This is a genomic window from aff. Roholtiella sp. LEGE 12411 (assembly GCF_015206995.1).
Taxonomy (GTDB): Bacteria; Cyanobacteriota; Cyanobacteriia; order Cyanobacteriales; family Nostocaceae; genus Komarekiella.
The window spans coordinates 70,092-86,146 of record NZ_JADEXR010000003.1; the positions used below are offsets into that span (position 1 = coordinate 70,092).

General features: G+C 42.6%; 13 protein-coding genes and 3 pseudogenes. 5 read left to right on the top strand and 11 right to left on the bottom strand.

The genetic code is table 11. The features are described from left to right. Window positions 1–5: 5 nt before the first annotated feature. Entirely contained in the window at window positions 6–380 is a 375-nt protein-coding gene (locus tag IQ246_RS01570; RefSeq protein ID WP_193999470.1) for a hypothetical protein, read from the bottom strand. On the opposite strand from IQ246_RS01570, the pseudogene IQ246_RS01575 reads away from it, so the two are divergent. Further along, window positions 369–629: pseudogene (locus IQ246_RS01575) on the top strand (hypothetical protein); the annotation flags it as partial. The gene IQ246_RS01570 and the pseudogene IQ246_RS01575 sit on opposite strands and share 12 nt — an antisense overlap. On the opposite strand, the gene IQ246_RS01580 reads toward IQ246_RS01575, so the two are convergent. After that, on the bottom strand, window positions 621–2,495 hold the full coding sequence (locus IQ246_RS01580) for a CHASE2 domain-containing protein (protein ID WP_193999472.1): 1,875 nt from the start codon (window positions 2,493–2,495) through the stop codon (window positions 621–623). The pseudogene IQ246_RS01575 and the gene IQ246_RS01580 sit on opposite strands and share 9 nt — an antisense overlap. Before the next feature lie 16 nt (window positions 2,496–2,511). Continuing rightward, window positions 2,512–2,628, bottom strand: a pseudogene (locus tag IQ246_RS31110) (ISKra4 family transposase); the annotation flags it as partial. Window positions 2,629–2,856: 228 nt separating this feature from the next. Here IQ246_RS31110 and gatB point away from each other — a divergent pair. The 3 genes from gatB (at window position 2,857) to argJ (ending at window position 6,058) form a co-directional block, all read left to right on the top strand. Then, window positions 2,857–4,332, top strand: a complete 1,476-nt coding sequence (gene gatB / locus IQ246_RS01585; RefSeq protein ID WP_193999474.1) for an Asp-tRNA(Asn)/Glu-tRNA(Gln) amidotransferase subunit GatB — start codon at window positions 2,857–2,859, stop codon at window positions 4,330–4,332. 184 nt (window positions 4,333–4,516) lie between these two features. Next, window positions 4,517–4,705, top strand: a complete 189-nt coding sequence (locus tag IQ246_RS01590) for a hypothetical protein (RefSeq protein WP_193999476.1) — start codon at window positions 4,517–4,519, stop codon at window positions 4,703–4,705. Between the two features lie 111 nt (window positions 4,706–4,816). Next, window positions 4,817–6,058, top strand: coding sequence for a bifunctional ornithine acetyltransferase/N-acetylglutamate synthase (gene argJ / locus IQ246_RS01595; protein WP_193999478.1), 1,242 nt, complete (start codon window positions 4,817–4,819; stop codon window positions 6,056–6,058). 112 nt (window positions 6,059–6,170) lie between these two features. Here the strand turns inward: argJ and IQ246_RS01600 are convergent, their stop codons facing one another. From IQ246_RS01600 to IQ246_RS01610, 3 genes are all read right to left on the bottom strand, one after another. Further along, window positions 6,171–6,656 carry a DUF2243 domain-containing protein gene (locus tag IQ246_RS01600; RefSeq protein ID WP_193999480.1) on the bottom strand — a complete coding sequence of 162 codons (486 nt, stop codon included), beginning with the start codon at window positions 6,654–6,656 and terminating at the stop codon, window positions 6,171–6,173. Window positions 6,657–6,749: 93 nt separating this feature from the next. Beyond that, complete coding sequence (locus tag IQ246_RS01605) at window positions 6,750–8,237, bottom strand: VanZ family protein (protein WP_193999482.1); 1,488 nt, start codon at window positions 8,235–8,237, stop codon at window positions 6,750–6,752. A gap of 313 nt (window positions 8,238–8,550) precedes the next feature. After that, on the bottom strand, window positions 8,551–9,039 hold the full coding sequence (locus IQ246_RS01610) for a hypothetical protein (RefSeq protein WP_193999484.1): 489 nt from the start codon (window positions 9,037–9,039) through the stop codon (window positions 8,551–8,553). 9 nt (window positions 9,040–9,048) lie between these two features. Here IQ246_RS01610 and IQ246_RS01615 point away from each other — a divergent pair, with 9 nt between their 5' ends. Continuing rightward, window positions 9,049–10,731: an adenylate/guanylate cyclase domain-containing protein gene (locus IQ246_RS01615; protein ID WP_193999487.1), complete on the top strand. Its 1,683-nt coding sequence runs from the start codon at window positions 9,049–9,051 to the stop codon at window positions 10,729–10,731. A 203-nt stretch (window positions 10,732–10,934) separates the two neighbouring features. Here the strand turns inward: IQ246_RS01615 and IQ246_RS01620 are convergent, their stop codons facing one another. From IQ246_RS01620 to IQ246_RS01635, 5 genes and pseudogenes are all read right to left on the bottom strand, one after another. Continuing rightward, window positions 10,935–12,197 (bottom strand): HhoA/HhoB/HtrA family serine endopeptidase, encoded by a 1,263-nt coding sequence (locus tag IQ246_RS01620; protein WP_193999489.1) that lies wholly within the window; start codon window positions 12,195–12,197, stop codon window positions 10,935–10,937. A 261-nt stretch (window positions 12,198–12,458) separates the two neighbouring features. Next, the gene (locus IQ246_RS31160; RefSeq protein ID WP_339379248.1) at window positions 12,459–12,794 is read right to left on the bottom strand and encodes an HNH endonuclease; all 336 of its coding nucleotides are present in this window, start codon (window positions 12,792–12,794) and stop codon (window positions 12,459–12,461) included. A 141-nt stretch (window positions 12,795–12,935) separates the two neighbouring features. Further along, window positions 12,936–13,034: pseudogene (locus IQ246_RS31165) on the bottom strand (group II intron maturase-specific domain-containing protein); the annotation flags it as partial. After that, window positions 13,031–13,558 (bottom strand): reverse transcriptase N-terminal domain-containing protein, encoded by a 528-nt coding sequence (locus tag IQ246_RS01630; RefSeq protein WP_208491960.1) that lies wholly within the window; start codon window positions 13,556–13,558, stop codon window positions 13,031–13,033. The gene IQ246_RS01630 and the pseudogene IQ246_RS31165, both read right to left, overlap by 4 nt. A gap of 705 nt (window positions 13,559–14,263) precedes the next feature. Continuing rightward, on the bottom strand, window positions 14,264–16,000 hold the full coding sequence (locus IQ246_RS01635; RefSeq protein WP_193999493.1) for a R3H domain-containing nucleic acid-binding protein: 1,737 nt from the start codon (window positions 15,998–16,000) through the stop codon (window positions 14,264–14,266). Window positions 16,001–16,055: the final 55 nt, after the last annotated feature.

The following is a 16,055-nucleotide window of genomic DNA, read 5'->3' on the forward strand; positions in this document are numbered from 1 at the left end:
TTTACTCAATGGAAATAGACGACTCTTGCATCTAACCCGCGGGATCTCAACACAGAAGATAAACATTCTGCTTCATACCTATTTGCAGATCCTCCAGCATAGACATAAGTACCAAGCCTATGGTGTGCTAAAAATGCGTCGGTAACATAACGTCTAACAACATTTAATAACTGCTCTGATTGACCGGGAACAACGACTACATAAGGGCGATTTGGTACTTTCCCAATGACGATAACATCGCTCTGTCGGAAACTATTAACAGAATTGCTAACTTCTGGCAAGCTTTGAGAAATACATGGGGGTGGTTGTGTCCAACCCTTACATAACAGTGTGTTCCATAATACAGTTGTGACTATTCCTACAATTAGATATATGTTCACTTACTTGTACCCTTTTACACTTTAGAGTTTGTTTGGAAATTTTTGGCAAGAGATGCTCACCCGAAATTTTCCATCATAGATGAATATTGTGCAGAGTATAAAAACCTGTTTAAAGAGGTAATAAATTATGAGTGCTTCAAATATTTACACTTGGGAATAATATCAACGATAAAAAGAAAAGCTTTATCAGAGATAGCTAAGGTGGTAAGTATAAACTCTGCACAGTCATTACATCATTTTCTAGCTAATTTCAGATGAGCTTTTAATCTCAGTCACAGAATAAACTATAGTCAGTTTTTGACTTCCTCGCAATTTTAATTCTTGCAATTTTTGTGTATAAAAATTATCCTTAATTAGCTGGTATGTTGTCTCACTAACTAAAATGTTATTAGAATTTCCTTCTTGCGTATTTTTATTGAGTTGTTCCAAACGAGCAGTAATATTGACAGTATCTCCTAATACAGAATAGTTTAATCGTTGAGATCCGCCAATACTACCAGCAACTACTAAACCTGTATGAATACCGATACCAATGTGAATAGCAGGTTGAGCAAGCTGTTCGAGTTCTTTATTTAATAGGATTAATTTTTCCTGCATAGCTATGGCCGCAGAGACGGCATTAATGGCATCTTGCTGAATTTCTTCTGCTTGGGTGTGGGGAAAGGGAATGCCAAAAACAGCCATAACGGCATCACCAATGTATTTATCAATTACTCCATGATTCTGGTGAACACATTCAACCATTGCCCCCAGATAGGTGTTTAACCAGTTGAGTAACTCTCGTGGCTTCATACCTTCAGAAATGGTGGTAAAGCTGCGGATATCGCTAAATAGAACCGTTACTACCATTTCTTTGGCATCTAGTTGGCCGTTTTGGAAAATTTCGGTGCGATTTTGCCAGATTAATGCTGCTGTCTCCTGAGAAACATGACTAGCAAATAAACTCATCAATTGTTGTTTTTCTTTTTGTTCTTGCCACTGCACGCTTAACCCAGCTAAGAGAATAGTACCAATGGGTGCGGCAGTGGGCAACCAAAGATTGGTTGTAAGGGCTAATACTGATAAACTAAACCAAATTAGGGGTAGTAGTCCTAGTAGCAGAATTCGTTGGTAAAATTTTTGGGGAGTTAGTATTATGGTTCCCGTAATACCTACAGTCAGTATTAGTAAAAGTTCAAATTGCCAAGGTAATTTTCGCAGAAATCGCTGGTTAAGTAGATTATCCAGGACTGCGGCGTGTAGGTAAACACCAGAAGTGGGTACTATTTGCTGGAAGGGAGTTTTGAGAGGATCGTTTGTACCAGTAGCAGTTAACCCAACTAAGACAATTTTGTTTTTAAGTTTGGCTATATCGATTTTTTTCTGTAAAACATCGGCAAAGGAATAAGTGGGGATTTTCTGTGTTGGTTCTACCCAGTTAATCCAGACAGATTTTTTGTTCATTCCTGATTGCAGAGATGGAATGGTAATCAGAGCTTTTTGGTTTTTATTGGTGTTTGCTGTGAAGGTGTGCTGCAAACTCTTGTTGTATATTTCTAGTAACTTAATGCCCAGAGAAGGGACTTGATCGATGTAAAGAAAAAATTGCCGAGTGATGCCATCAAAATCAGCATTATTGACTATGTGTCCTTTGCTAGTGACACGATCTAAAATTGGCACTGGATGCAGAGTTTGTTGCTGTAGACTAGGGGCAACTGCTAAAACAACTGTACCGTTAATCGCCATTGCTTCTGCTAGTTCACTATCATGAATTGTGGGTTCGGTAAAAAGAATATCAAAGCCAATGGCTTGGGGAGGGGTAGCTTCTAGGGTTTCTAATAATTGAGTATAGCGATCGCGTGATAAGGGGAACTGCCCATATTGTTGTAATGTACGATCATCAATACCAATTACTGCTATACGTTGATCCCAACTAGAATGCGGTAGATAGTTACGGGTGCGGAATATTAAGTTAAATCCTAATAATTCCAAGCTATTCCAAGCACTTATTTGCGATAATCCCACTGACAAGAATGCAGTCAACACCCCAGGAAAAAGTGGATATTTTTCTAAGATAGAGTTTTTGAGGTACTTATAAGTATTTCCTAGAGATTGTACCCGGACATTTAAAGCCATTTTATGAGGGAAGATGTCACCTTTTTAGTTTAGATGAGATAGTCAAAAATCCATTGAGATATGCATAACAGTGAGCTAAAACTTGAGGAACATTTTCCTTGTTCCACTAAGCACCAGAGATTTTGGTGCGTCTAAATCATAGAGACACAGAGAGCGCAGAGAGAAAAAAAGAAATTTTACGAGTCACCTTGAAAGGCTAGTCCTGGAATTTGGTCTCACGCAGAGAATAAGAGTTTAGAATAATCGCTACACTAGATAAATGAAACGGGTTGCTCACTAAAGTAGCTTTAGACCTTCATTGGAACTCAGGACACCGCTACAATAGTACCCTAAAGCAGGATTATGCCTAAATAGCGATATTATGACTTCTACTACGACCGTCAAAACTGAGTATGAAGCGATTATTGGGTTAGAAACCCATTGTCAGCTAAGTACTAACACCAAAATTTTCTCTAATAGTTCTACGGCATTTGGTGCTAATCCCAATACCAACATCGACCCAGTTTGCATGGGTTTACCTGGGGTCTTACCTGTACTCAACCAAAAAGTACTAGAATATGCTGTCAGAGCAGGTTTGGCACTTAATTGTCAAATTGCAAAATATAGCAAATTTGACCGTAAACAGTATTTTTATCCTGATCTACCCAAAAATTACCAAATTTCTCAGTATGACTTACCGATCGCAGAACATGGTTGGTTAGAAATTGAGTTGGTAGATGCTGAGGGGAATCCAATTCGGAAACGCATTGGGATTACGCGTCTGCACATGGAGGAAGATGCGGGAAAATTAGTACATGCAGGCAGTGATCGCCTTTCTGGTTCTACTTATTCTCTGGTAGACTACAATCGCGCAGGCATCCCATTGGTGGAAATTGTCTCTGAACCAGATTTGCGTTCGGGACTGGAAGCGGCTGAATACGCCGAAGAATTGCGCCGCATTGTTCGATATCTGGGTGTGAGTGACGGCAATATGCAAGAAGGGTCACTACGCTGTGATGTCAATATCTCTGTGCGTCCGGTGGGACGAAAGGAGTTTGGCACTAAAGTAGAAATTAAAAACATGAACTCGTTCAACGCCATTCAACGGGCGATTGACTATGAAATTGAGCGGCAAATTGCAGCCGTAGAAGCAGGCGATCGCATTATACAAGAAACTCGCCTATGGGAAGAAGGCACTCAACGCACAATTAGTATGCGGGTTAAGGAAGGTTCTAGTGATTACCGCTACTTCCCAGAACCAGATTTAGCACCAATTGAGGTGTCAAATGAACAATTAGAGAAGTGGCGTAGCGAACTACCAGAATTACCAGCCCAAAAACGCCATCATTATGAAAGTGAGTTGGGACTTTCGCCTTATGATGCACGAGTATTGACAGAAGACCGCCCTGTAGCCGAATATTTTGAAGCAGCGATCGCATCTGGAGCCAATCCGAAAGCTGCGGCTAACTGGATTACTCAAGATATTGCCGCATACCTCAATAAGCAAAAACTTGGTATCACAGAAATTGCCTTGACTCCCACTAATTTAGCTGATGTGATCACTCGCATTGAAAAGGGCACAATTAGCAACGCCCAAGCTAAAGAAAAACTGTCAGATTTGTTGAGTGGTATTTCTCCTGAAAAAGCTTTTGCCGGTCAGGAGCTAATCACTGATCCTAGTGTACTGGAACCCATTGTTGATGAAGTCATTGCTGCCAACCCCAAAGAACTAGAAAAGTATCGCAACGGTAACACTAACCTCAAGGGCTTCTTTGTTGGGCAAGTTTTGAAAAAGACTGGCAAACGTGCTGATCCGAAGCTGACTAATGAGTTGGTAGATAAGAAATTGAATGCCTAATTCTTTGAAATGTTTACAAGAATAACCAAAAAGACGGGTGACAACCCTCATACCGCAGATGCTATAATGTGGTATATATATACACCCTGATGATCTGGAGAGCTGCTTAAGCAGCTCTTTTTTTTATTTGATCGTATGTAAAACCCCATCCCCTTGTGGGTGGGCATGTAAGCACGGTTAAATAATGGGGCATTTAACCCCATCATTTAGCTTCCCCCTAAGACGCCAACGTCATCGCTACGCAGAGGGTAGCGAGACGCAACCCATCACGAATGATCATGGCATTTCCACTGCATACTTCTTCGTCATAAGAAAGGTAAAAAAAATTATGCTAATCGTCAATTGGTGCATTATTATTGCCATCAGCACATAAGCTCACAATAAGTAGAAATACTTGATGTAAGAGTTAGCTAGTTAGTAGCTGACTAACTAACCTAAGCTGAATGCACCTACCTACCCAACCTGATAGTCGTGGGGAAAAATAATGACAGATTGGCATAAAATTATTGGTGGCGTCACAGCCCCAAGAGGTTATCGGGCGGCAGGAATTACCGCAGGATTGAAACCTTCCGGGTTGCCAGATTTAGCTTTAATAGTGTCAGATGTAGAAGCGATCGCAGCTGGTGTATTTACCACCAGCCAAGTTAAAGCCGCCTGTGTAGACTATTGTCGCCAACAGTTACGAACTAAACATAGTGCTAGGGCAATTCTCTGCAATGCCGGACAAGCAAACGCCGCTACAGGTACTCAAGGTTGGGTTGATGCCCTAGAATCTACTATGGCAGTAGCCCAAGCACTAAACATCCCGTCGGAATCTATGTTATTAGCTTCTACTGGGGTAATTGGGCAACGAATTCCTATGGATAAACTGAAAGCAGGAATTCCCAAACTAGTGGCAGCACTATCAGAAACAGGCTCAGATGCCGCCGCTGGGGCAATTATTACCACAGACTTAGTAACAAAATCCATAGCCCTAGAAACAGCTCTAGGCGATCGCCCCGTGCGAATTGGCGGTATTGCCAAAGGTTCCGGGATGATTCATCCCAACATGGCAACCATGCTCGCATTTGTCACCTGTGATGCAGCTATTTCACCCACGCTTTGGCAACAGATGTTAAGTAGGGCAGCTGACAAAAGTTTCAATTCTATCACCGTTGATGGTGATACCAGTACCAACGACAGTTTAATTGCTTTAGCAAATGGTCAATCCCGCACCCCAGCAATTACTGAGATGGGTGCAGAAGCAGAAAAATTAGAAGCGATGTTAACAGCAGTTTGCCAGCATTTAGCGAAAGCGATCGCCCGTGATGGTGAAGGTGCAACCTGTCTAATCGAAGTACAAGTGACTGGGGCCCATGATGAACTCTCAGCCCGCCAAATAGCTAAAACCATTGCGGGTTCATCCTTAGTTAAATCTGCAATCTTTGGACGTGACCCCAACTGGGGACGCATCGCCGCCGCTGCTGGACGTGCAGGCGTGCCTTTTGAGCAAGAAAGCCTACAAATTAAATTAGGGGATTTCTTAATGTTAGATCATGGGCAACCTTTAACATTTGACCGTGCAGCAGCAAGCGCTTATTTAAAACAAGCGGCGATGGGTGCTTATCTTGAAGAGGATACTGTTTTAATCTCTGTCAGCGTTGGTAATGGTCATGGTTCTGGTAAAGCGTGGGGTTGTGATTTAAGTTACGACTACGTGAAGATTAACGCCGAGTATACGACTTAAAAGACCAGCCTCTCTGAATTTATTATTTGATCACAAAGGATAATGCACCACAAAATTTTGCAATTCTTAGAAAGATTGCACACCTTTTAGGTAAACAAAAGCATGTCCAAGTTTAACTCCTAACTCTTGAATCTTTTTTGATCATTATCCAGCCGATCGCAACAAGCAACGCACCAAACAAAAGAAATCCTAAATCCCAAGCTAACTGATTCGGCCCTGATTTTACATGGTGGATACCAAGAATTTGGTGGTCAATTAGACCTTCAACCAAGTTAAATAATCCACCACCAATCAGCAACGACCCAACAAAGGTCTGTGATGACCAAGCAACATCATCACGCCCCCCAGCCCGCCATAGCAAGACTACTCCTACTACAGTCAGCAGTAAGTCTAAGGCATGAAATAACCCGTCCCACAGCATATTCAAATCTATATTTGCGGTGGTTGTCAAAGGTAGAATGTTGCTTAGCATGTGATGCCACTGGAGTAGTTGATGCAATAGAATGCCATCAACAAATCCTCCAAGACCCAGACCAAGAAAAATTCCAGCAGCAATTAGCGGTGCGCTTTTGTTGAGAGTTTCACTTTTGACCTCCATCGTTAACCTCATATATATATAGGCTTAATTATCAACATAAAACTTTTTTGAAAGCAATATCTTCTATCTTGAGACAAGTACAATCATTCAATCTCAATTTCTCATTTTTAATTGAGTAGCCCGCGCTCTCACAATCAGCATAGCTCCTGCTGTAAATGATATTCCTAATAACAGATTTTTTAGGCTAAGGTTTTTGCCGCTTTCACTAACTAAAATTCCTTCCAGCATCAGAGAAGGTATTAATGTACCACCATAAACTAAGAACTTAGAAAACATCAACTTTTTTTTTGCCAGTAGAATTATTATGGCTAAACCTACTCCTAGAGGTATAAAAGTCAGTGCATAGTAAAAAATTCTTTGCTTTTTGGGGATTAAATCCAGTAACTTAAAAAAGTAAGAATTATGTAAATTATCTACATAGACTTTAATAGTTGCTCTAGTATAAGTGATGACTATATGATGAAGATTAGTATCTGTAAAAATATTAGGTATATTCAGTTTTAACTCTGATCCATTTTCGCCAGTAATTGGCGTTCGTAGTCGAAAATCTAAGTTATTTCCCTGCTGTGCCACTGTCCAATTGCGATGCAGAGAATTGCCAGAATTTGAGATAATACGCGCAGGCCCAAGCTGCTCTGTATTGGCAGTAGCAACGCTAGTGCTGAGCGTAAATTCTGAAGTCTTGCTGATTCTTTTGCTGAGAAATGCGACAGGATTGGCTGTTTGTAGCCAATGACTGGAACTCAAAAAAGCACCTTTACCTTCCTGAATATCTGAGGGCTGTCCTTGCCACAATAGTTCTGGGAGTTGTTTAGTCTGTTCTTTATAGCAACATTTCCCATTTAATTGATAAGAAGCTAACAGAGAAGTACCAAGTTTATTAAAGTAACTTGAGTCAGCTAATCCTTGTACTACTTCATTTGGTGTTATGGCTCTATCAGCAATGTAAACTTCAGATACATATCCTTGCCAAGGTCTATCTCCTGTGAGTTCATTGCCAATTATTAATGGATAATTGGCATTCCAATTACTCAAATTAGTCGCACTTTGCCAAAACAGCGAAATCAGAAATGTCAGAAATATATATCCCAAAAATAAAGCTGTTATCTGTTTGTTTGAGCGGTTATAATTACCATATTTTATATGCGCTACTGTGTTAGTAAAGCTTTGATGATTCCATATATAAAAGCAAACAAAACCTAGCACCCCACCAATAGTATTATTCAAAATATCTGCTGGAGTAGGCATTCTTGAAGGTAGAAATACTTGCAATAATTCAACTGTCAGTGATAAACCAGTGCTGATCAGGGTAGCTATGAAAATTTGTACTAGCAATCTCATCCTGAGTTTCTGCAAAAAACTTGTGAGACTGAAACCTACAGGTACAAATAAAAAAACATTATTTACTTGGTCTTGAAAATAACTGGTATTGTTAAAACTGGCAAAAACTTCTGCCACTGAGAAACTATCTGGAACGGAAAAATTAAAGGGATAAAGTGTAGCGAATAGTACTAATAATATGCTGATGATAACAATCAGGAAATTAGAAGAGGCTTGATGGAAGATTTGGCTTCGACTCATGAGTTCTCATGTAATTTTTGTGCTTAGTAATTAACTGATTATTAATTACTAATTTTCAGTAAGATATGCTTAAATACAATGTTTAACTGCACGAGATGCCAATGCTGCTTTTATATTATTTATTCGTAGATAAATATGAGCAAAAATTCATGAAGAATTCATAATTCTATGATGAATAACACATAAAGCCCTTTGATTTGCTGAAATAATCATGGTTTGGATTAGCTTTGCAAAAAAATTCTGTAGTCTAAGAGGATGTTTTAAAAGTCTAAATTAATACCAAACTCAGCGATTAGAAATCGCGGGCCACTTGCTACAAGTCGGCGGCACTTCCTTCTCCTGTCGGAGACGCTGCGCGAACAAGTCGGCATAGCCGCAAGGGCGCAGTGGCTACGCAGGCGAAACCCACCTTTCCTTGCGGAACGCTACGCGAACGTGGGTTGGAAAACCTTGATTTTTGGTTAGTCCACGGAGGTGGACTTTGTTTGTGTAGTAGCGAATTATATTCGCCGATAACTTTTAAAACATCCTCTAAGATAGAGTTTTGCAGTTCTGGTTTTTGTGCAAATTCTTTTCCTTCTTTTCCGAGAGAGCAGTATGGATTGTTCTTACAGCAAAAGTTCTGGTTTTTGGCGATCGCCTGGCATTCTTTTTTATATCTGAAGATAGGTTCTAAGTGATATTTCCTACATACAGTTGTCGTAATGCCGTTATCAGTGTCATAAAGAAAAGGTGAAGGGTTAGCCCTTGACACATACCTGACATTAAACTTGCTTACGCTCCCAGCTTCCAGGATAGACATATCACACTCATGACTGAAATCACGCTATGCCTACGAGAAGGAGATACCGAGACAACAATTACAGTAGATCAAGATGTATTCACAATTGGTCGGTTGCCAGAATGTGACTTGTACTTACCTTTTGTCGGAGTTTCCCGCAATCATGCACGGCTTGTTAGAACGGCTGTTGGTATGTGGACAATTGAGGATCTGGACAGCAAAAACGGGACGCAAGTTAATCAATGTCTTGTTAGCTGTCCCCAAGAGTTACATCATGGCGATGTTATCTGGTTGGGCAATGTTAGTCTGGCGGTGCTACTAGCCACTCCTGCGGCACAGTTGACGCCTAACTATGTGCTAACTACGGAAAATAATCAGCACAGAACAATCTTTCGCAACGTCGAACAACTACAACAGCAATGGATTGAAGCTGATAGCAAAGACAGCAACATCTGTAATAAGGACAAAACCATTGCCCGTCTTAAAGACTTAGTTGATATAGCTAAAAATCTCTGTGCTGCGGCATCCATAGAAGAGATTTTCTCCCAGGTGCAACAAGTCGTTTTTCGTTACCTAGATAGTATTGACCGTTTAGCATTATTAATAGATGTCAGTGGTTGTGGACAACTGGAGTTAGTGAACGCTGCTACTAGAAATATTTTCCAACAAAAACACCTTGCAGCCGATGGGAGTTGGATTAGTCGTAGTATTTGTCAAAAGGTTTTTGAGGAAAAAGTTGTTATTCAAACGGCTGATACCCACAAGGATGAACGGTTTTCTAGTGAACACAGTATTTTGGTCAAAGGCATTCGCAGCGCGATGGCGGTACCTTTATGGGATGAAAATAAAGTTGTGGGCGTTCTTTATGCCGATGCTCATCTTTCTTCTTACCATTGGGCAAATGAAGGCGAGGAAGAACTCAGCTTTTTTTCGGCTTTAGCAAACCTTGTAGCTTCTAGCGTGCAACGTTGGCTCTTGGTAGAAAAACTTAGAACTGAAGAGGTGATTCGTCAACGACTAGAACGTTATCATTCTCCAGCTGTTGTACAGCAATTGATATCTGTAGGCGGTTTACCAGGTGGTCGTTTAGCTCCTACAGAAAGCGAAATTAGCATTTTATTTGCAGATTTAGTTGGCTTTACGGCGATTTCTGAACAGTTAACACCAACTGCGATCGCTCAATTATTGAATAATTTATTTGAAGAGATGCTACAAGAAGTGTTCGGCTGTGGCGGCACTTTGGATAAGTATATTGGTGATTGTATCATGGCATTCTTTGGCGCTCCAGAGCCACAACTAGATCACGCCGATCGCGCAACTGCTGCGGCTAAGGGAATGCTTATTCGTCTAGCACGTCTCAATGCGAATGGTTTTTGGCACGAACCCCTAGAATTACGCATTGCTATTAACAGTGGTAAGGCTGTGGTGGGAGATGTTGGTAGTTCGCAGAGGGTAGACTATACGGCATTAGGCGCTACGATTAATCTTGCTGCTCGTATGGAAGCTGTCTGTCCCCCCAGTGAATGCGTAATTAGCGAAGCCACTTATAAAATACTTTCACAACCTTCAGACTTTCAGGAAATGGGGGATCATCGTTTTAAAGGAATTGATCGATTGGTGAAGGTTTATCAAACGAAAATGCGCCAAGATTCATTATTCCTTAGTCAAGATACACAAATCTCAGGAACATCACATTTTCCTACGAATCATTGACTTACATCAAAAGTTACTTTCCTCGCAAGCGGCTATATTACTTAGTATTGTAAATACTCACACTACCTCCCATACCCTCTACAGGCGAGTATACGATAATTTGCTGTATGAGAGGCGATCGCAGTTTATGAGAAATTGGATCAAGAGGGAGAGACAGGGGAAAAATTTACTGTTTGCTCCCCTGCTTTCTTATCTAGTTCCCTTTATTGCACTTTCGTCGGGAAAGCACTAGGTTGCACAGCTAAATTAAGGCTTTGTCCGTTGCGACGCAACTCTAGGCGCAAATCTCTCCCGATTTGGCTATTTTCTACTGCCTTTTGGACACCGCTAGCATCTGTAACTGATTGACCGTTGAGTGTTTGGATAACATCACCAGCACGTACTCCTGCTTTAGCAGCTGGTGAATTTGGCATAACTCTCACAACTAATACACCTTGATCTTCATCTACATTCAAACTCATATTGGGGTCTGAGTTGATATTTTGCTTTAGCTGAGGTGTTAGACCGACCATCTGAATCCCTAGATAAGGATGTTGTACTTTGCCTGTAGCTATCAGTTGACTGGAAATGCGTTGTGTTGTGTTGATGGGAATGGCAAAGCCTATTCCCTGTGCTCCTTGGATAATAGCTGTATTCATACCGATTACCTCGCCACGGGAATTTAGTAGAGGGCCACCAGAATTACCCGGATTAATTGCCGCATCTGTTTGAATAAATTCAACTCGCTTATCAGGAGCACCTATTTGATTGCTACTGCGTCCGGTAGCGCTAATAATCCCTGTAGTGACGGTATTATCTAGACCGAGGGGATTCCCGATCGCGATCGCCCATTCTCCCGGTTGCAGTTTATCTGAGTTACCCAAGACCACTGTCGGCAGATTATCTGCCTGAATCTTGACAACAGCGACATCTGTTAATTCGTCTTTTCCCAACACCTTACCTTGTAAAGTGCGCCCATCTTTAAGTGTCACTGTCACCGTATCGGTACCAGCGACTACGTGAGCGTTAGTAAGAATGCGACCATCAGCACTGATAATAAAACCTGAGCCAGTACCCCGTTCTACCCTTTCTCGTGATTCTGGCAATTGTGAGCCAAAAAAGCGGCGGAAAAATGGGTCGTTAAATTCCTCTGGTATCTGACTTTTTACCGTTCGCGAAGAGTTAATCCGTACCACAGCAGGCCCAACCTTTTGTACTACCTGGATAACAAAGTTAGGATCTGTAGCAATTGGTAATGGAGGAGCTGCATTTACTGGACTCACTGCCAAATTAGAGGCATTCTTAGACACTTGCTGAGGATTAGAAGCCAGATAACCGCCTGTTAATGTCATACCCGATCCCAGCAACACCAGCGATAGAGAGGCAGCAGCCTTTTTCCAGGGAGATTGATTACGGTATTTGGCATCAGAAGTGTTATTTGAAATACTATTTAATTTGTGTTCTCTGTCGCGAGATTCGTTTTGCATTGCTGTCTGGAAGAATATTTAGATTTACTATTAATTGTAGATATTATTTTTGACACTTTTGTTGCGAGGGTATTGCGCTGGTGTGAAAAGTTTGCTATGGAAACCGTGTATTTACTTGATTGGCTAAAAAATAACCTATACATGGATGCCTAAGCCAGGAAGTCACCCCCCTGACTCGGCTACAAAACCGTGCATGAAACGTTAATTTCACACGGCTCCTCAGTGATTTGGTGTTTGTCAAACACACCTATAAATTCAGAATTAGAAGGGATTACAGTTGAGATAATCCTCATCTATTTCTGGAATTGCAACAGCAAATTTATCTGCTGCCGTTTTAGCATCGTGGCAGTGTCCATGAAGTAACTGAAGGTTGTCGTATCTATCCTTACCGCCTTTTGAACGGGGGATTTTATGGTCGATTTCCATCAAGTCTTCATGATGAAAAAACAGTCCACAGTGAGTACACTTTCCTTTTTGCATCTTCAAAAGTGTTGCCACTCTTGTTGGCGCTTCAGGATGTTTACCCATTCTGGAACTCCAGTACACCCAGTCTCCATCAAACGGGCTACGGCTTCCTTGCACCTGTATGTGTCTCACAATAGGAGTTTCACGGTGCTTGAGTAAGCGAATCTTCTGGTTATGGGGTTTAAATACCCAATTATCAGACCCTACAGTTTGCCAATACTTTTGGCAACTCCATCGGGAAGATTTATTAGGGTGACGATGTTCTGCCCATGCTTTTAGCTGGCTGAATAAAGTTGTATCAGCCTGATTAAATATGCGTTTACTGACGACACCTGAGTAATAGTTTGTCCATCCACGGATGACGGGATTCAGATGAGCTTAATAGTGTTGAATATTGCCTTAATCGCATCATGGGCATTTCTTCCTGGTCGAAAACCGAATGAGTTTGGCTCAAAGCGAGCTTCCCATTCAGGTTCTAGGGCTAGTTTTACTAGCGATTGCAAGGCGCGGTCGTACAGAGTGGGTATAGAAAGGGGTCTTTTTTCTCCCTTTGAGCCAGGTTTTGGTATCCACACCCTTCGAGTGGGAGCGGCTTTTTGACCTAGTTTCAGGGAATATACTAAGATAAGACGTGCTTTTGGGGACAAGTTTTTCAACCCATCCACTCCTGCCGTCTTCTTACCTCGGTTGTCTTGTGTTACCCTACGAACCGCCAAACACTTTGCTGACCAGGAGTGCAACAACGTTTTTTGAAGTTGACGAACTGCTTTGACATCACCACGCTGAGAGGCTTTGTAGATACGCTTTTGCAACTTAAATACTATCCTTTCTAGCTTTCGCCAGGGGATAGCATTCCATTCCACCGTAGTCTTGAAACTCGTTTTAGATGTGTACATTGCTACTAGTACCTCTACAATCCAAGTCACCGTGCCTCCGTCTGCATATCCTCTGGCTTTCCCAAAGGCTTTGGCTTCTGAGGCAATCCTTCCCCTTGAAGGCTTGCGGCTGGCTACCTACTCAGGAAATCGACCATTTCCGAAAGAGCGCATCAGGGGGTTACTTCGTTCCCAATTTTTCGTTTGTCGCTGGTTTTAGGGTTCTCTCTCTTCACCGGGTTTATTGTGAGTGCATATTGGTCTGCCGCTTAATCAGCCAACCACTTATCCTTTCCCTTTTGGGACAAGCCTGACAGCCTTTTGGCTTGTTTTGCATTACGATGATTCAGTCAAGAGATTCGTATTCCTACCCATGATCAGCTATGCTAGGCGGGATTCCACATTAGGCTTGTAGTTACCGCCATGATTCCCCGCTTCATCCCAACAAAGAACCACTTTGATGAAATGGGGGACTCGCTGTCACTCCTGCACTTGGAGGGATGGAATTGCACCATCACGAAAAATTGAGTTGTCAAGGTTCTGTCGGAATTTCTCCCGAATATTTCCCTGCCTGTCATCCCCGAATATTTCTATTCGTTTCGACAGAACGAATCACACTTGCGGCTTGCAAACAAGAAAATTTTTGGCTCCAATTATGGGTTTTGGCCTATTTTGGTGATCTCAATCTAACCCCTCTCCTCCCAGGAGAGGGGTTTAAGAATGAAGTTACGCCGGATAAATCCGCAGACGACGATTTGGTTCTTCGCCAAAGCTGTGCGACTTGAGACGATAGTGTTCTACCAACTCATGTTGCATTTTGCGGACTTGGGGAGAACGGGGCAACAACTCAACTGGTTGTCCTTTGGGAATCACAATTTGCTCTACAGCAAGTCTGGCTTCTTCCAAGGCGTCCATTTCGTCATCGCTACCACTGTGTAAAAACAGTTGCAGTTCTCGGTCATCGGCTAATTCCGGGTCATCGATGTTCAGTAACCGCCGCAAGCCGCGGGTAATTTGCGGAATGGTACTGGATTTAATCATGTGGATGGGTACTTGACGGGCTTTTGCCATTTGCCGTAATTTGGCGTGGTTTTTGACGTGCGATCGCAGTGCTAAAATTGCATCTGCACTATCAATGTCTTTTGTCAATACCACTGGTAGAGTTAGCACGCTGATTACCTGTTCTAACTGGTGGCGGCTGACACCATAAGGGTAAACGTGTAGTGGCAAATCTTCGCCATTTGGCCCAGCCTGTCTAGTGGCACTGAAATCAATGCTCTCAGAGTAATTGAAAGATTCATCCAGTAAGCGGTCAAACTCGCTTCGCCCAGTCACCCGCTCCCGTTCTATGGGCAATGCCGGCAGTGCAACCATTTGTCCAGATGAACGCCAGCCATTAGACGGCCGCGGCGGTGGGAAAGATTCTTCCCCTGTGGTCATCTGTCCACCACGACCATTCACAACAGCTAACTGCCGTGTAACCGCAACTTTGCCGTGGTCATCAACAGTTCTCGTTTGTGGGCTAGGCTGACGCCCCCGGAGCAGGTTATCTACTGTGTCAGCAACGCTTTCGTGTACTACCCAGCGTTGCCGTTCTAACATTTCCACAGCAATCTCGAATGTCGGGGGGGCTTTGCGTTCCAAAACGGTTTTTTGAGAACCCCGGCGTCTAGCTTCATCATCTCCCAGCGTCACAGCCTGGATACCCCCAACTAAATCAGCAAGAGTAGGGTTTTTAATCAGGTTTTCAATCTGATTCCCGTGAGCAGTGCCTACCAATTGCACACCCCGTTCAGCAATGGTACGAGCCGCTAAAGCTTCCAGTTCTGTGCCAATTTCGTCAATTACGATGACTTCTGGCATGTGGTTTTCCACTGCCTCAATCATCACCTGATGCTGTTCGTTGGGATGGGCTACTTGCATCCGCCTGGCGCGACCAATGGCGGGGTGAGCAACATCACCATCCCCAGCGATTTCATTGGAGGTATCGATAATCACCACACGTTTATGCAGATCATCTGCCAAAACACGAGCAATTTCCCTTAAAGCGGTAGTTTTGCCAACGCCTGGACGCCCCAGCATGAGAATCGATTTACCAGTTTCTACCAAATCGCGAATCATGCCAATGGTTCCGAATACCGCTCGACCGACGCGACATGTCAAGCCAATAATCTTGCCGGTGCGGTTGCGGATGGCGCTGATTCGATGCAAAGTTCGCTCAATTCCTGCGCGATTATCTCCGCCAAAGATTCCGACTCGCTCAATGCAATCATCTATCTGTTCTTGAGTAACGGGTGTTTCGCTCAGATACTCAGCTTGATTGGGAAAGCGAGCCTCTGGGCGACGACCCAGATCCAAAACCACTTCAACTAAACTATCTCGCTGAGGATGATTCTCTAGTACTTGTTGCAGGTCTTGGGGCAAAATATCTAACAACTTTTGGAGATCGTCTGTAATCGTCATGCTTTCTATGGTGACGTTTTTAGAGATAGCGAGGACATTTCCTTTCTCTGGTCAA